This window comes from Streptomyces sp. NBC_00820 (assembly GCF_036347055.1).
In the GTDB taxonomy this organism is placed as follows: domain Bacteria; phylum Actinomycetota; class Actinomycetes; order Streptomycetales; family Streptomycetaceae; genus Streptomyces.
In genome coordinates, this window is the sequence record NZ_CP108882.1 from 2,534,332 (window position 1) to 2,556,429 (window position 22,098).

A 22,098-nucleotide genomic window follows, 5' to 3' on the forward strand; every position below is an offset into this window, starting at 1 on the left:
GTCGGTAAGGTGTTCGTATGAGTACCGGGGTTCGCCGCAGGATGGGCGTCGAGGAGCGGCGGCAGCAGCTCATCAAGGTCGCCCTCGATCTGTTCAGCCGACGTTCGCCCGACGAGGTCTCCATAGACGAGATAGCGGCCGCGGCGGGCATCTCGCGCCCGCTGGTGTATCACTACTTCCCCGGCAAGATCAGCCTGTACGAGGCGGCGTTGAAGCGCGCCTCGGAGGATCTGGCGAGCCGGTTCGAGGAGCCGCACGAGGGTCCGCTGGGGGCCAGGCTGCTGCGGGTGATGCGCCGCTTCTTCGATTTCGTGGACGAGCACGGGCCCGGTTTCTCCGCGCTGATGCGCGGCGGCCCGGCCGTGGGTTCGTCGAAGACCAACGCGCTCGTCGACTCCGTGCGCCAGATCGCCTACGAGCAGATCCTCTCGCACCTGGGCGTCACGGACGCGCCCGCGCGCCTGGAACTGGTCGTCCGGTCGTGGATCTCGCTCGCCGAGTCGACGGCGCTGATCTGGCTCGACGGCCGGCGCATCCCGCGCGCCGAGCTGGAGCTCCAGCTCGTCCACGACTTCGCCGCGCTCACGGCGGTGAGCGCGGCCTACGACGCGGAGATGGCCGCCCTGGTGAGCCGGATGGTCAAGAACGAGCCGGCCGACGGCCCCTTCGCGGAGCTCGCCGGCCGGCTGCTGTCCCTGGCTACCTGAACCGTTCCCAGGCCCTGTTGACCTAGCGCGCGGTCCGGGTGAACACCGCCACGGTCCGCGCCGGGACGGTGAACGTGCCCGAACCGGCCGCGTAGGACGAGGTCTTGACCACCTCGTCCGCGCCGGCCGCCTGCACCGGGTGCAGCCGGTAGTGCGTCCCGGCGAAGGCTGCGACGCGCTGTTCCCGCTGCTGCGGGGTGGCGTTGAAGACCACGACCAGGTCACCCAGCTTCATGGTGATCACGCCGGGCGTCTCGTCCTTGCCGGACAGCGGGAAGGACAGCTCGTCCTGCACCCGCGTGGCCGTACCGAGGGAGAACGCCCGCTCCGACGTGCGGATGCGCAGCAGGTCCTGGTAGGCGGCCGAGGCGCCGGTGATCTGCGGGCAGCCGACCTGGACCGCGCCGAGCAGCGGCTTGGCGTAGGGCCACTTGGACTCGTTGTCGGCCGCCGGGGGCAGTCCGCGCCCGAAGCCGTTGCCGTCGGCGCAGTTCCAGTGGATGGCGTTGAACCAGTCACCGCTGTCGAAGGAGTTGCGGTCCAGTGACTTCGAGCGCAGCAGGTCGGTGCCCGCCTGGGAGAGGGCCGGGCCCTGCGAGAGGGCGGCCGTTGCCATCGCCAGGACCTGCATGCGGGCCCGGTCGGACGCCGGGGTGTCGCCCGGCAGCTTGTAGGTGAGGGCGTCGAACAGCGACTCGTTGTCGTGCGCGTCCACGTAGGCGAGGGCGTCGCCGGGGGCGTCCGCGTAGCCGGCGGGCGAGCCGTTGTAGTCGACCCCCGCGCCGGTGACCTCCTTGCCGCCCGAGTCGGTGAAGCGGTAGCGGGCGAGGTTGCCGCTCAGGCCGACCTTGATCAGGTCCTGGTAGTGCAGCAGCCGGGCCTTCTGCTCGGCCGGAGTGCCGTTCGCCGTGGACGAGTTGGGGTCGGTGTACAGCCCGGACGCGAAGCCCTGGACGCCGGGGTCGGAGTCGAAGGGTCCGCCGCCGCGCACCGCGTCACGGGCGCGGTCGGAGAAGGTGGCGATGCCGGTGCCGGCCATGTTCTTCTGCGTGGCCTGCACGAAGCGCGCGTCGTCGGCGACCTCTCCGAAGTTCCAGCCCTCGCCGTACATGATGATCTTCTTGCCGTCGACGCCGTCCTTGGCGACGGTCAGCGCGTCGAGGGCCTTGCGCACGGCCAGGATGTTGGCCTTGGGGTGGTGGCCCATGAGGTCGAAGCGGAAGCCGTCGACCTTGTACTCCTTGGCCCAGGTGACGATCGAGTCCACGACGAGCTTGCCCATCATGGCGTTCTCGGTCGCGGTGTTGGCACAGCAGGTGCTGTTGGCGACGCTGCCGTCCGCGAGGAGCCGCTGGTAGTAGCCGGGCACGATCCGGTCGAGGACGGAGGTGTCCGCCTGCCCGGCGGCCGCCGTGTGGTTGTAGACGACGTCCATGACGACGCGCAGGCCGTCCTGGTTGAGGGACTGGACCATCCTGCGGAACTGGACGGTACGGGCGGTGCCGTCGGGGTCGGTGGCGTACGAACCCTCGGGGACCGTGTAGTGGTACGGGTCGTAGCCCCAGTTGTAGGCGTCCTTCGCGGCGCTCTTGGTGACGCACGCCTGCTGCTGGTCGGAGTCGGCAGGGAAGGAGGCCAGGTCGCAGTCGGGGCGCGCCTGGTCGGCCTTCTTCTCGGGGATGGTGGCGATGTCGAAGGCGGGCAGCAGGTGCACGTAGGAGGTGCCCGACTTCGCCAGCTCGCGCAGGTGCTTGGAGCCGTCGCTGTTCTTGTCGGTGAAGGCCAGGTAGGTGCCCTGGTCCGCGGCCGGTACGGTCTTGTCGGCCGCGGAGAAGTCCCGGATGTGCAGCTCCTGGATCTGCGCGTCCTTCAGCGGTACGGCCTTGGGCTTGACGAGGCCCGACCAGCCGCCCGGAGCGAGGGACTTGTCGTTCAGGTCGACGACGAGGCTGCGCTCGGAGTTCGCGGTCAGGGCGAGCGAGTAGGGGTCGGTGACCTCGTTGGTGACCATCTTGCCGACGCTGGGCGCCCAGACCCTGACGACGTACCGGTAGGGCTTGCCCTTCCAGGACGCGGGGCCGGTGACGGACCAGACGCCGGTGCCGGCGCTGCGGTGCATCGCGACGCTGCGGCCGTCCAGGTCGAGGTGGACGGACTGGGCCGTCGGCGCCCACACGGACAGGGTCGGCCTGCCGTCGTGGAAGACGGGGCCGAGCTTCGCCGTCGTCGCGCCCGGGTACAGGTCGTCGAGCACGCCGGCGATCTGCACGCCGGTGGCGGCCAGCACGGCGCCGTTGGCGGCGCGCTGCGAGGCGACGAGCTGGCCGGAGAGCGCGGCACGCACCCGGTCACGGTCGCGCGGATCGACGGTCCAGGCGGTGTAGTCCTTCAGATGCGGGAACTTCGCCTTCTGGGCGTCGGTCAGCGTGGTCTTCGCAAGGCGCAGCCAGCGTTCGTCGTCGCTGGTCAGGCCGGCGTCCTTGACGGCGATCGAGCCGTCGTGGGAGTACAGCAGCTGGGTGGAGGCGGCACCGTCGGCGCCGTTCCAGGCGAGGGTGTCCCGGTCGATCCAGACCGCCTTGGAGGTGGTCAGGTCGAGGGCGGCCGTGCTGCCGGCGGGCATCGGCAGGAGGTGCTTCTCCTGGCCGTTCAACAGCCACACCTCGTTGCCGTCGGCCGTGAGGTCCAGCGACTGGTCGGTGGGCAGGTCCTTGTCGTCGCCCTTGTGGATGATGTAGCTGAGGCTGGTGGCACCCTCGGAGAGCGGCACCTCGAAGACCGCGCCATAGGCATCAGTCTTCACCGGCTTCAGGGGGTTCGACCAGTCGGTGGGGTTCGCGGCACCCGACCAGGTGTGCAGGCCCCAGCCGTCGTAGTTCCCGTCGGCGCGGTGGTAGTGGATGACCGCCTTGGTCTTGTCCTGCGCGGGGTAGTCGGGCCGCTGGGTCCGGACGCCGGCGTCGCCCTGCTCGATCCAGACCTCGCCGGTCTTGGTGACGTCGATGGACCGGTCGGCGGAGACGTCCTTGTCGCCGTCCTTGTCGATGACGAGGAAGCCGACGTTCGAGGCGCCCGGCTTGAGCTTGACGTAGGCGAAGGCGCCGTAGGCGTCGCGGCCGGTGAAGGGGTGGCTGTTCGGCCAGTCGGTCGCCTCGCCGTCCGCGAGGTCGCCCCAGGCGTACAGGCCCCAGTCGGCGTAGTCGCCGTCGGCGTGCTTGTAGTGGACGACCGCGTAGTCGCGGGAGGAGGCCGAGGGGACCTCGGGCGCGGGGGCGGTGCCGGTGGTGCTGCTCGCCGTGGCGCTCGCGGTGTGCCCGGCCGTGTCGATCACGACGGCCTTGTAGCGCAGGGCGGTGCCGGCGGGAACGTCCGATCCGATGGTCTGGGTGACCTTGTAGGGGGCGTGGTCGGCGGAGCCGAGCGTCCGCCACTTGCCGTCGCCGGTCTGGGCGGCGAAGACGACGCGGTTGAGCTGTCCACCTCCCCCGGTGTCGGCCTGCACCTCGACCGTGCCGGTGGCTCCGGCGGCCGGGGCCTTCAGGGTGATCGTCGGGTTGCCGCCCGGCCCGGCGAGGGTGCCGGCCGCCTTGTAGACGACGGCGGTGCCGGCCGGGACGGTGACGGTGACCTTGCGGTCGGCGTCGGACCTGACCGTGCCGGTGGCCTTGTAGACGCCCCGGTACGACATGCCGGCGGAGCCGGTCGCGAAGGTGGCCGTACGGGCCTCGTCCGCGTTGTTGAGGGCGACGACGTACTCGGCGCCGGTGCGCGCGTCCGTACGGGTGAACGCGTAGACGCCCGCGCCGTCGGCCGCGTACCGCTCGGTCTGGACGCCGTCCGTCAGGGCCGGGTTGGCCTTGCGGAGCCGGGAGAGGGCCGCGATCTCCTTGTAGAGCGGCGCGCTCGTGTCGTAGGCGTCGGCGGCCGGCGTGCGGTCGGTGCCGATCTCGTCGTCGTCCAGGTAGTCGGCGACCTTGGAGGCGAACATGGTCTGGCGGGCGTCCTTGTCGCCGCCGGAGCCGGTGAAGCCCTGCTCGTCGCCGTAGTAGACGACCGGGTTGCCGCGGCCTAGGAACATCAGCTGGTTGGCCAGCTCGTCCTTGCGCAGGATCTCGGCGTCGGTGGCCTTGGGGTTGTCCTGCTTCAGGAAGTACCCGATGCGGCCCATGTCGTGGTTGCCGAGGAAGGTGACCTGCTCGTACGCGTTGGCCTTGCCGGACGTGTACTTGTAGTCGTCGCCGTAGACGTGCGCCAGCTTCTGTGCGCTGCCGCCCTGGGAGGCGTAGGTGCGCGCCGCGTCCTGGAAGGGGAAGTCGAGGGTGGCGTCGAGGCGGCCCTGGGTGACGTACGGGGAGGTGATGGAGGTGTCGGCGGTGTAGACCTCGCCGAACATGAAGAAGTTCTTGCGGCCGTGCGCTGCCGCGTACTTGTCGAGCGCGGTGGCCCACTGGGTCCAGAAGGGCATGTCGACGTGCTTGACGGTGTCGATGCGGAAGCCGTCGACGCCGAAGTCCCGCACCCAGCGCTCGTAGATCCTCTCCATGCCGTGGACGACCTCGGGACGCTCGGTCCACAGGTCGTCCAGGCCGGAGAAGTCGCCGTAGGTGGCGTTCTCACCGGCGTAGGTCGAGTCACCGCGGTTGTGGTACATCGTCGGGTCGTTGAGCCACGACGGCACCTTGGTGTTCCGCTTGGCGGCCGGGACGACCGGGGTGCGCGGGAAGGAGCCGGTGGAGACGGCGGGGAAACCCTTGTTCCCGGCTGTGTTCCCGGCTGTGTTCTCGGCGTAGGCGGCGTCGTCGAAGGGCCGGCCGTCCTTGGTGAGGTACGGGAAGGCGCCCTTGGACAGGTAGTCGTGGGAGTCGCCCGCGTAGTCGACGACGTCTGCGGTGTGGTTGGTGATGACGTCGAAGAAGACCTTCATGCCCTTGGCGTGCGCCTTGGAGATGAGGGTCGCGAGGTCCTTGTTGGTGCCGAAGTGCGGGTCGACCTTGGTGAAGTCGGTGATCCAGTAACCGTGGTAGCCGGCCGAGGCGTCACTGCCCGTCCCCTGCACCGGCTGGTTCTTGAAGATCGGGGCCATCCAGATGGCGGTGGTGCCCAGGCCCTTGATGTAGTCGAGCCGCTTGGCCAGGCCCTTGAGGTCGCCGCCCTGGTAGAAGCCCTTGTCGGTGGGGTCGTAGCCGGTGCTCAGCCGTGAACCGGTCAGGCCGCCGCGGTCGTTGGAGGTGTCCCCGTTGGCGAAACGGTCCGGCATGACGAAGTAGAACTGCTCGCGCGTGTCGTCGTGCCGTGCGGGCGCGGCGGCGAGCTTCGCGTCGGAGGGGGGCGGGGGCGGGGCGTCCGCGTGAGCGGCCACGGGCTGCACCAGGGCGGCGGCGAGGGCGGCGGCGGTGACTGCCGCGGCCCTGCGTCGGTACGGGGTACGGCGCGTCCGCGGCGCCGGCCATCTCGGTATCACAGGCGGGAACTCCTTGCGATTACGGCTCTGTTGGGGTCCGACCCCAACGCCCGCGGCACGGCTCCGGTGCCGGGCGACCGCGCGACCGTATCGCCAACGAAAGGGTTGCAGCAAGAGTCTTGAAACTCTTAGCAAGACCTTTCAGCGCCAACCTCCGTGAAGGGCCGTTCCGTTCGTGCCGCGTCGCGCTCTCAGCCGCCGAGCAGTTCGGACAGGGGCTGATCGGGGGCGAGTTCGACGCCCAGCGCGCGCAGGTTGCCGTCGAGCACCGACCAGATCGAGCAGGTGAGGAACTCGGCGAGCCGGGCGCTGTCGAGTTCGCGTGGCATGGTGGTGAACCAGTCGTTGACCGTGGCGTCGACGAATCCGACGACGCCTACGGCCAGCGAGCGCGCCAGCGGGCTGTCCTCGCCGCGGGCTTTCAGGACGGCCGCGAACAACGCGCCCACCTGCACGGCGATCGCCGCCTTGGTGCCCGCGACCACCCCGGAGCCGCCTCCCGGCGCGGCGGAGCCCACGCCGAGGAAGGCGTGCAGCCGGGGGTGCAGGCCGATCCAGTCGAGATACGCGTCGACGGCGCGCCGGATGGCCGCCATGACGGTGCCGTCGGGCGCCAGCGCCGGCGCGAGGTCGGCCATGAGGGATTCGACGACGCGCCCGCGGATCAGCTCGTCGAGTTCGGCGCGGTCCTTGAAGTGCCGGTACACCACCGACCGCGGCAGCCCGATCCGTTCGGCGATCCGCTTGACGCCGACGTCGGGGCCCTCCTCCTCGATGGCGGCGACGGCTGCGTCGATCACGTCGATCTGGCGCCGGGCCTTGTGCGCGTTCCAGCGGGTCGAACGGCCGTCGGCCTCGGCCCTCTGGTTCGTGGTGTCCGCCATTTCCTCAGGATAACTTCGCCGGGGTATGCGCGACGCCGTGTCGCACACAACTGGAAGGCGCCCCGGTCACCGGGCGCCTCGGGCGCCGGACGCCAGGCGCCTCAGAGGCCCCAGACGCCCCAGACGCCTCAGACGCCTCAGACGCCGAGGAAACGGCCGATGATCTCCTTCATGATCTCCGTGGTGCCGCCGTAGATGGTCTGCACCCGGCTGTCGAGGAACGCCTGCGCGACCGGGTACTCGCTCATGAAGCCGTAGCCGCCGTGCAGTTGGAGGCAGGTGTCCACGACCCGCTTCTGCAGCTCGGTCGTCCACCACTTGGCCATGGCGGCGTCCGAGACCGACAGGGCGCCCTCGTTGTGGACGGTGATGCAGCGGTCCAGGAAGGTGCGGGCGATCTGGATCTCGGTGGCCATCTCGGCGAGGCTGAAGCGGTTGGCCTGGAAGGAGCCGATGGGCCGGTTGAACGCCGTACGCTCCTTGCAGTACGCGAGGGTCGTCTCGAAGATCTTCTCGCTCGCCGCCACGGCCGCCACCGCGATCGACAGCCGCTCCTGGGGCAGGGCGTTCATCAGGTGGGCGAACCCGGAGTTCTCCTCCCCGAGGAGGTTCGCGGCGGGAACCCGGACGTCCTCGAAGAACAGCTCGGCGGTGTCCTGTGCCTTCAGGCCGATCTTCTCGAGGTTCCGGCCGCGTTCGAAGCCCGGGGTGCCGCGCTCGACCACGAGCAGGCTCGTGCCGTGAGCCCCCTGCTCCGGGTCGGTCTTGACCACGACGATCACGAGGTCGGCGTTGATGCCGTTGGTGATGAAGGTCTTGGAGCCGTTGACCACGTAGTGGTCGCCGTCGCGCACGGCCGTGGTGCGGATGCTCTGCAGGTCACTGCCGGCACCCGGCTCGGTCATCGCGATGGCCGTGATCAGCTCGCCCGCGCAGAAGCCGGGCAGCCAGCGCCGCTTCTGCTCCTCGTTCGCGAGCTTCAGCAGATAGGGGGCCACCACGTCGTTGTGCAGCGTGAAGCCGACCCCCGAGGCGCCGGCCCGCACGATCTCCTCGCTGAGCACGGTGTTGTAGCGGAAGTCGGCCACTCCCCCGCCGCCGTACTCCTGCGGCACGTCCGTGCCCAGCAGCCCCAGCTTGCCTGCCTCGGTCCACAGGGTGCGCGGGACGATCCCGTCGCTCTCCCACTGCTTGTGGAAGGGGACGATGTGGCGCTCCACGAAGGCGCGCACGGTCGCGCGGAAGCTCTCGTGGTCGGCGGTGTACAGCACGCTCTCCATGACGGGGCCATTCCTGTCGCTAGGGGGCGGAAGGGGTCGGGCGGAACGGTGCCGGCGGTTCCGGCGGCGCACGACGCCACCGGGACCGGAGCGGCGGCTAACGGGACCGGCGCAGGACGGTCAGGGGCAGGACGGTCAGGGGCAGGCGCCGCCGCGGCGCGGGGGCCGCGGGGCGCGCCGTGGCGAGCAGGGTGTCCCTGTCGGTGATCTTGACGCGGGGGCGCCCCTGGAGAGCACCTGCCGCGCGTTCGGCCCGGTCGATCGCCTGCCAGCCGTCGAGGTCCACGACCTCCGCGGACCCCGTCGTGCCCGTCGTGCCCGGCGTGCCCATCGCACCGGGTGGGGCCGCCGTACCCGACGCGTCCGCCGGCGCGGTGAGCCGGCCGGCGTCGAAGTCGTCGAGGAGTGCCGCGACGGTCTCCTCCGCGCAGGTCTTGTTGGTCCCGATGAACCCGGTGGGACCGCGCTTGATCCAGCCGGCGACATAGACGCCCGGCTCGACCCGGCCCCGCTCGTGGGGAACCGTGCCGGTCCCCTCGTCGAACGGCAGCCCCGGGACCGGCCGGGCGCGGTATCCCACCGAACGCAGCACGAGCGAGGTCGCGATGGTCTCCGTCTCGCCGGTGGGGACGGCCCGTACGGTGCCGTCGTCGTCCGTGCGCAGCTCGGTGCGGGCGACCTCCAGACCGGTCACCCGGTCGTCGCCGAGGACGCGGGTCGGTGTGGTCAGGAAGCGCAGCACGATGCGGCGCCGGCCGGGTACGGGTGTGCGGGCGGCGAGTTCGGCGAGCAGGGCCGTCCTGGGCGAGGTGTCCGGCGCCAGGCCCTCCGGCCAGCCCTCGACGACGACGTCGACGCTGTCGAGCGCGGCGAGCGCGAGCAGTTCCGGCAGGGTGAAGGAGGCCTCGGCCGGCCCGCGCCGCCCGAGGACGACCACCTCGCGCACCCGGCTGCCGCGCAGCGCGTCCAGCGCCCCGTCGGCGATGTCGGTGCGGGCGAGCGATGCCGGGTCGGCGGTCAGCACGCGGGCCACGTCCAGGGCCACGTTGCCGTTGCCGACGACCACGGCGCGTTCGCCGTCCAGGGCGCAGGTCGTGGCCCCGTGGTCGGGATGGCCGTTGTACCAGGCCACGAAGTCGGTGGCGGCCGCGCTGCCGGGCAGGTCCTCGCCGTCGATGCCGAGCCGCCGGTCGGTCGCGGCGCCCACCGCGTAGACGACGGCGTGATGGTCACGCAGCAGGTCCTCGTGGCGCAGGTCTTCGCCCACCTCCACGTTGAGCCGGTACGCGAAGCCGGGCTGGGCCTCGATGGCCCGGAAGAGCCGGGTGACTCCCTTGGTGTCCTGGTGGTCCGGCGCGACCCCCGTGCGCGCCAGGCCGTAGGGGGTGGGCAGCCGGTCGTACACGGTCACGCGGACGCCCGGATGCTTGAGCAGCTCGTCGGCGGCGAAGAGGCCCGCCGGGCCCGCCCCGACCACGGCCACCCGCAACTCGCCCGCGTTGAGCTGCCGTTGCCTGGGCACGAGAGCCAGTGGCGTACGGGCCGGATGCGGATCATCCTCGTAGTAGGCCGCGTTGAGGTCGAGGAACGGCTGCTCGGCCGCGGTGAGCCTGGTGTGCGGCTTGAGCGCGTCCACCGGGCAGGCGCTCGCGCAGGCACCGCAGTCGACGCAGGCGCGCGGGTCGACGTAGAGCATCTCGGCCGCGGCGAAGCCGGGTTCACCGGGTGCGGGGTGGATGCAGTTGACCGGGCAGGCCAGCACGCAGGACGCGTCGGCGCAGCACGACCGGGTGACGACGTAGGGCATGGCGGGCTTCTTCGCTCGGGCGGTTCGGTCGGACGGACAGGTCGGGCGGACCGGTCGGGCGGACCGGTCAGGCGGACAGTGAGGCGGGGTGGCTGCGGTAGCGGGACGGGCGGCCGTCGATGCGGAGCATCTTCCACACGCGCCGGGAGGCCCGGTTCATCAGGCCGATGTCCTCGGCGAGCATGCGCACGTCGGCGAAGAGGTCGCGCAGCATCTTCCGCCCGTCGTCGGACCTCCAGAAAATGTCCTTGATCACCGAGTAGGGCACGCCCATCTTCTCGGCGGTCCTCCGGTCGGGGATCACGATCACGTCGCCCAGGCGGCGCATGATCAGCGGGAACATGACCGACAGCACCCCCCTGCGCACCTTCCCGTACCCGGGGACCTTGGTGCGCAGGAACTCGTGGGCGAAGGAGATGTGCCGGGCCTCCTCGGCGACGTGGATCTGCATGATCCTCGTCAGCAGCGGGTGGCCTTCGGCGCCCGAGCGCAGGATCGCCTTCTGGATGTGGTCGATCGGCTCCTCGCCGGCCAGCACGCCGGTGAAGAACGCCTCCGGCAGCAGCGAGGCGGCGAGCGGGAGGAAGCGGCTGATCACCTGGAAGGAGCGGCGGCCGCCGTGCACGTCGACCCCGGCGCGGTTGACGAACTCCTGGAACATCTGGGTGTGGTGGGTCTCCTCGGTGATCTCGTGGGTGAGATACCGGAATTCCGGGTCCTGGTTGCCCAGGTGGAAGACGTAGTCCAGCGCCCCGCGCATGAGCACGTTCTCGAACTGCATGCCCACCTTGGCGACGTTGGCGTACCGCCAGAGCCCGATCTCGGCCTGCCGCCCGGGTGGCTGCGCCCGGTACCAGGGGTGTCCGCCCAGCGGGTCGGCCTCGGGCAGGATCCAGCGGGGGTCCTGCGGGTCGACGGCGAAGTCGGGGTTGTCCCAGTCGATGTCGGTGAACGCGTCGAAGTGGACGTGCACCGAGCCCTCGGACAGGGTCTGGAGCACCTCGTGGTACGTCTGCTGGCTGGTCATCGCGGTCCTCGATCCGGCGGTGGGTCGAACGGTCAGGCCGCGTGGGCCGGGTCGGGCCGGCCGGCGTCCCGGTCGGCGGGCCGGCCGCCGAAGCGGAGCGCGGGGTCGTCGACCGGGGCGCGCCGCAGGGCGCGGCGGTCGCGGTAGTAGTTGTTCCAGATCCGCCAGGGCGCGCGGGTCCCCTGCCGGGGCATCACGGCGTCGCCGCGGGCGATGTAACCGGAGGTCAGCGAGTCGCCCATGGCGGACTCCGGGGCCCGGTCCGCCTCCGTGGCGACGGGTACGACCTGGGTGTGGCCCCGCTCGTCCATGTGCGTGAGCAGCCTGCTGACGTACTCGCAGGCCATGTCGGCCTTGAGGGTCCAGGAGGCGTTGGTGTAGCCGAGGACGACCGCGAGGTTGGGGACGCCGTCGAGCAGCACGCCCTTGTAGATGACGTGGTCGCGGGTGGTCACGGGGCGGCCGTCCACCTCCAGCCGGGCGCCGCCGGCGATCTGCACCCGCAGCCCGGTGGCGGTGACGACGATGTCGGCCGGGATGTCCTCGCCGGACCTCAGCCGGACGCCGGTCTCGGTGAACGAGTCGATGTGGTCTGTGACCACCGAGGCCTCGCCGCTCTTGAGCGCCTTGAACAGATCACCGCCGGGCACCACGCACAGCCGCTGGTCCCAGGGCTTGTACGACGGGGTGAAGTGGCGCATGTCGACGCTCTTGCCGAGCTGGGCCCGCACGCCGGCCAGCAGCACCTTGCGCATGACGGTGGGGGCGCTGCGGCACAGCGCGTACAGGCCGCGCTGGAGCGCGATGTTGCGGGAGCGTCCGAACCGGTAGAGCAGTTCGGCGGGGACGCCCGCCTTGCGCAGGAGGACCGACACCGGGTCGTACTGCGGCAGGGTCATGATGTACGTCGGCGAGCGCTGGACCATGGTGACGTGGGCGGCGTCGCCGGCCATCGCGGGCACCAGGGTGATGGCGGTGGCACCGCTGCCGATGACGACGACGCGCTTGCCGCGGTGGTCGAGGTCCTCGGGCCAGTGCTGCGGGTGGACGACGGTCCCGGTGAAGCGTTCCTCACCGGGGAAGTCGGGGCGGTGGCCGGCGTCGTAGTCGTAGTAGCCGGTGGCGTTGACGAGGAACGCGCAGCTGTAGGTCTCGCTCTCGCCGGTGGTCTCGTCCAGTGCCTCGACGGTCCACCGCCCCTCCGCGCTCGACCAGTTCGCCCTGGCGACCCGGCGGCCGAAGCGGATGCGGCCGGAGACGCCGTGCTCGTCGGCGGTCTCCTGGACGTACCGGCGGATGTCCGCGCCGTCGGCGAGGATCTTGGTGCCGCGCCAGGCGCGGAAGCGGTAGCCGAAGGTGTACATGTCCGAGTCCGAGCGGACGCCCGGGTAGCGGAACAGGTCCCAGGTGCCGCCGACACGGGCGCGCCGCTCCAGGACCGCGTACGTCTTGCCGGGGTTGTGCCGGGCCAGGTGGCAGGCGGCGCTGATGCCGGACAGCCCAGCGCCGATGATCAGCACATCGACATGCCGTTGCGTCATGCCCGTCTCCCTCTTCCCGCCGTCTGTTTCCGTACCGTGTGCCCGCAACTTACCTGCGACAGTGTGTTTCAGATACTGCCGGGGAAGTTATTTACATCACGTCTAACAACGGCGGGAGGAGGGAACGGGGGCCTCAGCAGCTCGACTTGCCCACGTAGAGGGCGAGCGCGGTGTTCGGGGCGACCGAGGCCGTGAACCAGCCGGTGCTGTTGACCGTCACGGTGCGGCCCGCCTGCACGTCGCAGTAGGTGCCCGCGGGCAGCGAGGTCTGGAACGAGCGGTTGGCGGCCGCGCTCTCGTGGTTGATCACCACGTAGCCCTTGCTGCCGCGGCCGAAGCTGATGAGGTTGCTGCCGTCGTCCCACCAGTTGGTGACCGCCTGCCCGCGGGTGGCGTTGCGGAAGGCGACCATGGACTTGATCTCCGGCCAGGCGTGCTGGCACTTCCAGCCGTCCTGCCAGCAGGCGTTGACGGTGCCCCCGTTGGGCGGGCCCGCGTCGATGTCCGACCACTCGTAACCGGAGTTGATGTCCGGGGCGCCGTAGGGCCACGCCAGCATGAAGACGTTGGCCAGCGTGTAGTTGGCGCCGTCCTTGTAGTTGAGGGTGCTGCCGTTGCGCTCGGTGTCGTGGTTGTCGACGAAGACACCGGCCTGCGAGCTGCTCAGATAGCCCCAGGGCTGGCCGAAGTTGTTCAGGTAGGCGAGCTTCTCGGAGGTGAAGACGCGCTTGAGGTCGTAGGCGTAGCGGAACTCCTGCACGTCACCGTTGCCGGTGTACTCGGTGGGCTGGACCGCCTCGCCGGCGCCGTAGATGACCTCCTGCTTCCAGTAGACGGAAGGGTTGGTCAGGCGGGACTTGATGTTCGCCAGGTCCGCGGTGTCGATGTGCTTGGCCGCGTCGACGCGGAAGCCGTCGACGCCCAGGGAGAGCAGGTCGTTCATGTAGTTCGCGATGGTCTGGCGGACGTGGTCCTCGCCGGTGTCGAGGTCGGCGAGGCCCACCAGCTCGCAGTGCTGGACGTTCCAGCGGTCCGCGTAGTTGGTGACCTGGGAGGTGCAGTCGTCGAAGTCGGCCGAGGAGTACACGCCGGGATAGTTGTACTTCGTGTACGACGAGCCGCCGGTGCCGGTGCCCGATCCCGCCGACATGTGGTTGATCACCGTGTCGGTGACGACCTTCACACCGGCCGCGTGACAGGTGTTCACCATGTTCTGGAAGTCGGTGCGGTTGCCGAGCCGGCCCGCGATCTTGTACGACACCGGCTGGTACGACGTCCACCACTGCGAGCCCTGTATGTGCTCGGCGGGCGGGGAGACCTGGACGTAGCCGTAGCCGGAGGGGCCGAGAGTGGTGGTGCACTCGCGGGCGACCGAGGCGTACTTCCACTCGAAGAGGACGGCGGTGACGTCCTTGGTGCCGGGCGGGGTCGCCTCGGCGGTAGTCGGGTACATGCCAACCGAGAGGGTGGCCGCGAGGGCGGCGACCACCGCGGGGAGAGTTCTGCGTGCCATCGTGGGGGTTCCTTCGTCATTGAAGGCGCTTGCTGAAACATTTCAGCAAACTTGCGGTGACGCAGATGTTAAAGGCCCGCCACCCGAAAGGGCAGCGGGCCGTGTGAAGTTGATACGGAAACTTTCCGGGCCAGGTCAGGCCGTCGTCCACCACACCGTGGTGTCGGCGGGCACCCGCGCCTCGCCGCCCCGCTCGGTGATCTCCGCGCTGCCGAGCAGCAGGCGGCCGTAGGCCGGCGTCGTCACCGCCTCGCCCGTGGTGTTGGCGACGCACACGAACTCCCCGCGCCGGAAGGCCAGGACGCCCTCGGGAGCGAGCAGCCACTCCACCGAGTCGCCCGCGCCGAGGTCCGGCTGCTCCCGGCGCACGCGCAGCGCCGAGCGGTACAGCTCCAGCGTCGAGCCGGCCACGCCCTCCTGCGCCTGCACGCTCAGCTCGCCCCAGCTCTCGGGCTGCGGAAGCCAGCTCCCGCCGCCGCCGAAGCCGTACGACGAGCCGTCGCGGGTCCACGGGATCGGCACCCGGCAACCGTCGCGGAAGCCGTCCTGGCCCGCGCCCCGGAAGTACGCCGGGTCCTGGCGCACCTCGTCGGGCAGGTCCACGACGTCCGGCAGGCCCAGCTCCTCGCCCTGGTAGACGTACGCCGAGCCGGGCAGCGCCAGCATCAGCAGGGTGGCCGCGCGGGCCCGGGCGAGGCCCAGCTCGCGGTCGCCGGCCGTGCGGATCTGGGTGCCGAGGCCGGGCGGGTTGGCGAAGCGGGTGGCGTGCCGGGTGACGTCATGGTTGGACAGCACCCAGGTGGCGGGCGCGCCGACCGGGCGCATGGCATCCAGGGTGCGGTCGATGACCTCGCGCAGCTCCTTGGCGTCCCAGTCGGTGCCCAGGTACTGGAAGTTGAAGGCCTGGTGCAGCTCGTCGGGGCGGACGTAGCGGGCGGTGCGCTCGACGGTCGGGGTCCACGCCTCGGCGACGAAGATCCGCTCGCCCGAGTACTCGTCGAGGATCAGACGCCACTGGCGGTAGATGGCGTGGACGCCGTCCTGGTCGAAGAACGGCATGACATCGTTGCCCAGCAGCTTCAGCTGGTCGTGATCGCCGAGGTCGGGCAGGCCGTCGGCCTTCACCAGGCCGTGGGCCACGTCGATGCGGAAGCCGTCCACGCCCATGTCCAGCCAGAACCGCAGGATGGAGCGGAACTCGTCGCCCACCGCCGGGTGTTCCCAGTTGAGGTCGGGCTGCTCGGGCGCGAACAGGTGCAGGTACCAGTCGCCGGGCGTGCCGTCGGGCTCGGTGACCCGGGTCCAGGCCGGGCCGCCGAAGATGGACTCCCAGTCGTTGGGCGGCAGTTCGCCGTTCTCGCCGTTGCCCGGGCGGAAGTGGTAGCGCTCGCGCAGCGGCGATCCCTGTCCCTCGGCGAGCGCCCGCTTGAACCACTCGTGCTGGTCGGAGGAGTGGTTGGGGACCAGGTCGACGATGACGCGCAGGCCCAGCTCGTGGGCCTCGCGGATCAGCGCGTCGGCGTCGAGGAGGTTGCCGAACATGGCGTCGACGGCACGGTAGTCGGCGACGTCGTAACCGGCGTCGGCCTGCGGGGAGGCGTAGAAGGGGCTGAGCCACACGGCGTCCACGCCGAGGTCGCGCAGGTACGGCAGGCGGGAGCGCACGCCCTCCAGGTCACCCATGCCGTCGCCGTTGCTGTCGGCGAAGCTGCGCGGATAGACCTGGTAGATGACCGCGTCCCGCCACCAGTCGCCGGGCGGGGCGACGGTGGTGACGGTGGATTCGGTGGCCGGGGCGGCGGGGGGCTGCTGGCTCATGGCGTCCTTGGTACCTAACAGGGTTCGGGTCATGGTGGGGGTCCGGCGGCGGTCGGAGGGCCGGGGGTGTGAGGCGGCCGCGGTGTCCCCGGTGCCGGACCGGGTTCCGCGGCCGCCTGTCCCGCGCGGGTCAGGCGCACGGGAGCCCTTGTGGGACAGGGCGGTTCAGCCCTTGGTGCCGCCGGCGGTGAGGCCGGTGACGAGGTTCTTCTGCACGAGGTAGAAGAACACCGACACGGGTATCGCGATCAGCACCGCGGTGGCGGCCATGTAGTTCCACTGCGCGTCGTGCTCGCTGACGAAGGTCTGCAGACCGACGGCGAAGGTGTACTTGGAGTCGTCCAGCATGAAGGTCGTCGCGAACGCGACCTCGGCGACGGCCGTGATGAAGTTGTAGAAGCCGGCCACGGCCAGGCCCGGGCGGGCCAGCGGCAGGATCAGCCGGAAGAACGTGCCGAACGGGGAGAGCCCGTCCACGCGTCCCGCCTCGTCGATCTCGAAGGGGATGGTGTCGAAGTACCCCTTGAGCAGCCAGGCGCTGTACGGCACCGCCGTGGTGCAGTTGATGATGATCAGCGCCCAGTAGGAGTCGATCAGGCCGAGCTCGCCGAAGATCTCGTACATCGGCACGATCAGGATGGCGATCGGGAAGGCCTGGGTGAGCAGCAGCACCCACATCAGCGACTTGTAGCCGGGAAAGCGCATGCGCGAGACGGCGTAGCCGGTGGTCGCGGCGACGAAGACACCGATGACGGTGGTGCCGAGGGCCACGATCATCGTCGACTTGAACCAGTCGAAGAACGCGGTGTGCTCCAGCACGAAGCTGTAGTTGGAGAAGGTGAGCTTGCCCAGGATCTTGCCCGGGTGCAGGTAGGAGTCCTTGTCCGGGCCGAGGGACAGGAAGAACAGCCAGAGCACCGGGGCCACCGCGACGAGGCTCGCCAGGGCGAGGCCGGCGTGCAGCACGGCGGCGCCGAGCGGGCCGCGCTCGCCCCGCTGGCGGATGCGGCGCGCGGGTACGGCGGCCGGCACGGTCTCTGTCTTCTCTGGGGTCATGGTGCTCATGGCGGCGGCTCCTGCGGCGTCAGACGGCGAGCTGGTCATTGCGCTTCAGCCAGCGGAAGTAGAAGGAGGTGAAGACGGTCAGCAGCGACAGCAGCAGCACGCCGTACGCGGCGGACTGGGCGAAGTCGCGGGGCTGCTGTCCGAAGCCGAGGAAGTAGGCCCAGGTGACGAGGATCTGGGCGTCGGGCGCGCCGGTGGGGCCGAACAGCAGGAAGATGATGGCGAACTGGTTGAAGGTCCAGATGACGCCGAGCAGGACCACGGTCGAGCTGACCGAGCGCAGACCGGGCAGCGTGACGTGCCGGAACTGCTGCCACGCGGTGGCGCCGTCCATCTCCGCGGCCTCGTAGAGCGTGGAGTCGATGGACTGCAGGCCGCCGAGCAGCGAGAGCATCATGAACGGCACACCGCACCAGGTGTTGACCATGATCGCGGCGAACCGCTGCCAGAACGTGTCCTCCAGCCACTGGGGCTGGGGCAGGTGGAGCGAGCCGAGGACCTGGTTGATCACGCCGGAGTCGGCGAGCATGATCCGCCAGGAGAAGACGGTGACGAAGGTCGGCACCGCCCAGGGCACGACCAGCATCAGCCGGTAGAAGGTGCGTCCGCGCAGCTTCTGGTTGAGCATCAGCGCGAGGCCGAGACCGATGGTGTAGTGCAGGACCACACAGGCGGTCGTCCAGACGACGGTCCACAGGAAGTGCGACCAGAAGCGGTCGTAGGACAGCGGGCCGAACAGGATGTCCTTGTAGTTGTCCAGTCCGATGAACTTGTACGTGGCGTCGATGTGGTTGACGCCGATCGTACGGGCGGAGTTGAGGCTGTTGGCGTCGGTGAGGGTCAGGTAGAGGCCCCGCACCAGCGGGTAGGCCACGATGGCGCCGAGCACTGCGACCACCGGCGCGATCATCGCGTACGCGTACCAGTGCTTCTGGTAGCCGTTCTTGATGCGCTGCACCAGCCCGGGCCGAGGCGCGCGGTCACCGCGGCTCTTGCCGGGTGCGCGGTCGATGGCGACTGTCATGGTTCGGCACCTTCGATGAGTTCAGGGGTTGGGCCGGGCACAGGCCGGTGGCCGCCGGATCCGTCCGCCCTCAGGAGCTGGGCGATGGGGATCCGACGGCCACGCGGGCTCACTTGCTGAAGTCGGGCACCAGCTTGGCGATGGCGACCTCGGCGTTGCTCAGGCCCTTGTCCAGCGACTCCTTGCCGCCGGCGATCTTGGGCAGCTCGGTGTCCAGCGGACCCCACAGGGAGCTGTACTCGGGCAGCGCCGGGCGCGGCTGGGCGGCGGCGAGCACACCCTGGTAGCCGGCGATGCCCGGGTCGGCCTTCACCTGGGCGGTGTAGGCGTCGGAGCGGGTGGGCAGCGTGGAGTTCTTCAGGGCGATGGCCTCCTGGGACTTCGCCGAGGTCATGAAGTTGACGAACTTCAGCGCGGCCGTCTGGTGGGCCTTGTCCGAGCCGGCGTAGACGGAGAGGTTGTGGCCGCCGGTCGGGGCGCCCGCCTTGCCGCTGGAGCCGGCCGGGACGGTGGCGATGCCCAGGTTGGACTTGTCCTTGAAGGCCGAGCCCTTGTAGAAGTTCGTGATCTCCCAGGGGCCCTGGATGATCGCGGCGACCTTGCCGTTGACGAACGCGTCCTGGATGTGGGCGTAGGCGTCGGCGGTGGTGTCGGCCTTGTGCAGTCCCTTGCCGGAGAACGTGCTCAGCCAGGCACCGTAGGCCTTCTTGGCGGCGGGCGAGTTGACGGTGATCTTCTTGCCGGCGGCGTCGACGGTGTCGGTGCCCTCGCCGTACAGGAAGCTCTGCGCGTAGTAGGCGGCGGTGGAGCCCCAGTAGCCGTCGACCTTGGCCTTGGCCTGGACCTTGGCGGCGTCGGCCTTCAGCTCGTCCCAGGTCTTGGGGGCCTCGGTGATGCCGGCCTTCTGGAACAGGGCCTTGTTGTAGACCAGGGCGAGGGTGTCGGTGACCAGCGGCACGCCGTAGGTCTTGCCCTCGTACTGGGCCTGCTTGATCAGGTTCGGCTGGAACTTGGCCTGGTCGGCGAGGGCGTCCGTGCCGTCCAGCGGCAGGAAGAAGCCCTTCTTCGCGAAGGCGGGGGTCCAGCCGACCTCGGAGCGCAGCACGTCCGGGGCGCCCTTGGCGCCGGCGGCCGTGTCGAACTTGTTCTGCGCCTGGTCGAAGGGGACGTTGACGTACTTGACCTTGATGTTCTTGTTGGCAGCTTCGAACTGCTTGATCAGGTCCTGGTACGTCGGTGCCTCATTGGTGGCGTTGGAGGTGTCCCACCAGGTGATGGTCACCGGACCGTCCGACTTGCTGTCGCTGTCGCTCCCGCCGCACGCCGTCGCCGTGAGGGCGAGGGACGCCACGAGCGCGGAGGCCGCTATGCCACGCCGCATGAGTTCTCCTTGAGGGTAAAAGCCCGAGTGGTGCAGAGGGCGGTCCCGTCCACCGCCCCTGCGACTTGCCGACTGCGCCGTTGCGGCGGCCGGGCGAGTGGGAACGTAACAGCGTTGAAAGCGCCGCGAAAGACCTTGCAGAAAAAAAACGCAAGAGAACGCGAGGGTTACCGCTCCGTGACCTGCTCCAGACCCGCTCGCGACCCCGGTCTTCCGCCGGTAGGCGGGTTGACGGACACTTGTGCAAGACTCTGCAAGCTCTTGCCAGGGTTGCCGGTCGCCGGGATCATCCCCTTGCAACGGCGGCGAGCGGGAGCGAGCCGGGCCGGGGCACACCGGGACACACCCCCGGGACAGCGCGCCGGGGACACACCGGGACACACACCGGTCGCACCGGGCGGCACACCGAAGGGACGAGGAGCGCGATGACGCAGCATTCCACGGCAGGCCGGTCGGCGGCCCGCGCACGGCGTCCCGCCGATGGGCAGGGACAGGGGCGGCCGGTACAGTCCGGTGGCGTGACCACACGGCTTGCGGACATCGCCGCGCAGGCGGGGGTGAGCGAAGCGACCGTCAGCCGGGTCCTCAACGGCAAACCCGGCGTCGCCGCCACCACCCGCCAGTCCGTGCTGGCCGCGCTGGACGTGCTCGGCTACGAGCGCCCCGTCCGGCTGCGGCAGCGCAGCGAGGGCCTGGTGGGCCTGATCACCCCGGAGCTGGAGAACCCGATATTCCCGGCCCTCGCCCAGGTCATCGGCCAGGCGCTGACCCGGCAGGGCTACACCCCGGTACTCGCCACCCAGACGCCCGGCGGCTCCACCGAGGACGAGCTGACCGAGATGCTCGTGGACCGCGGGGTGGCGGGCATCATCTACGTCTCCGGGCTGCACGCCGACACCACCGCCGACACGCAGCGCTACGAGCGACTGCGGGCGCAGGGCGTGCCGTTCGTCCTGGTGGACGGGTTCTCACCGAAGGTGCAGGCGCCGTTCATCTCGCCCGACGACCGGGCCGCGACCACCCTGGCGGTGACGCACCTGGTGTCGCTGGGGCACACCCGGATCGGGCTGGCGCTCGGTCCCAAGCGGTTCGTGCCGGTGCAGCGCAAGATCGAGGGCTTCGTCCGCGCCATGCAGGACCAGCTGGGACTGAACGCGGAGACGGTCGAGCGGGACCTGGTCCAGCACTCGCTGTACACGCTGGAGGGCGGGCAGGCGGCGGCGACGGCGCTGATCGAGCGCGACTGCACGGCCGTGGTGTGCGCCAGCGACATGATGGCGCTCGGCGCCATACGGGCGGCCCGGCAGCGGGGGCTGGACGTGCCCCGGGAGGTGTCGGTGGTCGGTTTCGACGACTCCCCGCTGATCGCGTTCACCGACCCGCCGCTGACCACGGTCCGCAAGCCGGTGCCGGCCATGGGGCAGGCCGCGGTGCGCACGCTGCTGGAGGAGATCGGCGGGACGCCCGCGCCGCACAGCGAGTTCGTGTTCATGCCGGAGCTGGTGGTGCGCGGTTCGACCGCTTCGGCCCCCGGCGAGCGCAAGGTCGTCCGTATGTCGTAGGAGTCGTCCGTATGTCGTAGGACATGCGTGGTGGACCCGACCTTGGGATGATCTGTCGAGGAAGCCCCTTCTGGCAGACTCTGTACCCATGAGTGACTCGACCGTGACAGATCCGGAAGGTCGCGAGCAGGTGACCGTTCCGCGGACCGTCACGGGCGGGGGACGGCGGGTCCGCCTGCACCGGCTGCGCCGCCCACGGCAGCCCCGGCTGTGGTTCGAGGTCCTGCTGATCGCGGTGAGTTACTGGACCTACTCGCTGATCCGCAACGCCGTTCCGGAGCAGAAGGCCGAGGCGCTGCACAACGCCGACGGGGTCTGGCGGCTCGAACACCAGCTGGGTCTCGCCGTCGAGCAGTCGGTCAACCATGCCGTGAACTCGGCGACTTGGCTGATCATCGGCATGAACTACTACTACGCCACCCTGCACTTCGTCATCACGCTGGGTGTACTGGTGTGGCTCTACCACTGGCATCCCGGCCGCTACGCGGCGACCCGGCTGGTGCTGTTCGCGACCACGGGCGTGGCCCTGGTCGGCTACTACCTCTTCCCGCTCGCCCCGCCCCGGCTGATGCGCGGCGGCCGTTTCGTCGACACGGTCATGGTCCACCACACCTGGGGATCGATGGCCTCCGGCGACCTGAAGCACATGTCGAACCAGTACGCGGCGATGCCCTCGATGCACATCGGCTGGTCGCTGTGGTGCGGGCTGACGGTCTTCGCGCTGGCCTCGGTGCCGTGGGTGCGGGTGCTGGGGCTGCTGTACCCGCTGGTCACTCTGCTGGTCATCGTCGCCACCGCCAACCACTTCTGGCTGGACGCGGTGGGCGGTGTCCTGTGCCTGGCCTTCGGTCTCGCCATGGCCCGCCTGTGGTACGGCAGCCTGCCGAACGTCCTGCCGCGACGCGTCCCGGCGGCGGCCCGACCGGAGCCGGCGACTCCGTCGGCGTAGTTCCGGCGGGCGGGTGGGGCGGTGGGGCGCTTCGTGTGTCGGGGCGGTGGGCCGTATGGGGTGGGTGGGGCGGTGGGCC

The 22,098-nt window shown here is 70.2% G+C and carries 14 protein-coding genes; 3 read left to right on the forward strand and 11 right to left on the reverse strand.

Annotated elements, in window-relative coordinates:
- Positions 1-17 precede the first annotated feature (17 nt).
- The gene (locus tag OIB37_RS11595) at positions 18-707 is read left to right on the forward strand and encodes a TetR/AcrR family transcriptional regulator (RefSeq protein WP_330457493.1); all 690 of its coding nucleotides are present in this window, start codon (positions 18-20) and stop codon (positions 705-707) included.
- Positions 708-729: 22 nt separating this feature from the next.
- Here OIB37_RS11595 and pulA read toward each other — a convergent pair whose 3' ends face one another.
- The 11 genes from pulA to OIB37_RS11650 form a co-directional block, all read right to left on the reverse strand.
- Positions 730-6,168, reverse strand: coding sequence for a pullulanase-type alpha-1,6-glucosidase (gene pulA / locus OIB37_RS11600; protein ID WP_330457494.1), 5,439 nt, complete (start codon positions 6,166-6,168; stop codon positions 730-732).
- 191 nt (positions 6,169-6,359) lie between these two features.
- Positions 6,360-7,052: a TetR/AcrR family transcriptional regulator gene (locus tag OIB37_RS11605; RefSeq protein WP_330457495.1), complete on the reverse strand. Its 693-nt coding sequence runs from the start codon at positions 7,050-7,052 to the stop codon at positions 6,360-6,362.
- 137 nt (positions 7,053-7,189) lie between these two features.
- The gene (locus OIB37_RS11610; RefSeq protein WP_330457496.1) at positions 7,190-8,332 is read right to left on the reverse strand and encodes an acyl-CoA dehydrogenase family protein; all 1,143 of its coding nucleotides are present in this window, start codon (positions 8,330-8,332) and stop codon (positions 7,190-7,192) included.
- A 97-nt stretch (positions 8,333-8,429) separates the two neighbouring features.
- The gene (locus OIB37_RS11615; protein WP_330457497.1) at positions 8,430-10,139 is read right to left on the reverse strand and encodes an FAD-dependent oxidoreductase; all 1,710 of its coding nucleotides are present in this window, start codon (positions 10,137-10,139) and stop codon (positions 8,430-8,432) included.
- A gap of 67 nt (positions 10,140-10,206) precedes the next feature.
- Positions 10,207-11,166 (reverse strand): AurF N-oxygenase family protein, encoded by a 960-nt coding sequence (locus tag OIB37_RS11620; RefSeq protein WP_330457498.1) that lies wholly within the window; start codon positions 11,164-11,166, stop codon positions 10,207-10,209.
- 32 nt (positions 11,167-11,198) lie between these two features.
- The gene (locus tag OIB37_RS11625) at positions 11,199-12,707 is read right to left on the reverse strand and encodes a flavin-containing monooxygenase (RefSeq protein WP_330457499.1); all 1,509 of its coding nucleotides are present in this window, start codon (positions 12,705-12,707) and stop codon (positions 11,199-11,201) included.
- Between the two features lie 133 nt (positions 12,708-12,840).
- Positions 12,841-14,220, reverse strand: coding sequence for an alpha-amylase (locus OIB37_RS11630; RefSeq protein ID WP_330457500.1), 1,380 nt, complete (start codon positions 14,218-14,220; stop codon positions 12,841-12,843).
- Between the two features lie 135 nt (positions 14,221-14,355).
- Positions 14,356-16,038 carry a glycoside hydrolase family 13 protein gene (locus OIB37_RS11635; protein WP_330457501.1) on the reverse strand — a complete coding sequence of 561 codons (1,683 nt, stop codon included), beginning with the start codon at positions 16,036-16,038 and terminating at the stop codon, positions 14,356-14,358.
- Between the two features lie 165 nt (positions 16,039-16,203).
- Positions 16,204-17,103: a sugar ABC transporter permease gene (locus OIB37_RS11640; protein WP_330457502.1), complete on the reverse strand. Its 900-nt coding sequence runs from the start codon at positions 17,101-17,103 to the stop codon at positions 16,204-16,206.
- 19 nt (positions 17,104-17,122) lie between these two features.
- Complete coding sequence (locus tag OIB37_RS11645; RefSeq protein ID WP_330457503.1) at positions 17,123-18,127, reverse strand: carbohydrate ABC transporter permease; 1,005 nt, start codon at positions 18,125-18,127, stop codon at positions 17,123-17,125.
- A gap of 109 nt (positions 18,128-18,236) precedes the next feature.
- On the reverse strand, positions 18,237-19,508 hold the full coding sequence (locus OIB37_RS11650) for an extracellular solute-binding protein (RefSeq protein WP_330457504.1): 1,272 nt from the start codon (positions 19,506-19,508) through the stop codon (positions 18,237-18,239).
- 518 nt (positions 19,509-20,026) lie between these two features.
- Between OIB37_RS11650 and OIB37_RS11655 the strand changes: the two genes are divergently transcribed.
- Positions 20,027-21,070 (forward strand): LacI family DNA-binding transcriptional regulator, encoded by a 1,044-nt coding sequence (locus tag OIB37_RS11655; RefSeq protein ID WP_330457505.1) that lies wholly within the window; start codon positions 20,027-20,029, stop codon positions 21,068-21,070.
- Positions 21,071-21,158: 88 nt separating this feature from the next.
- Positions 21,159-22,019, forward strand: a complete 861-nt coding sequence (locus tag OIB37_RS11660; protein ID WP_330457506.1) for a phosphatase PAP2 family protein — start codon at positions 21,159-21,161, stop codon at positions 22,017-22,019.
- Positions 22,020-22,098: the final 79 nt, after the last annotated feature.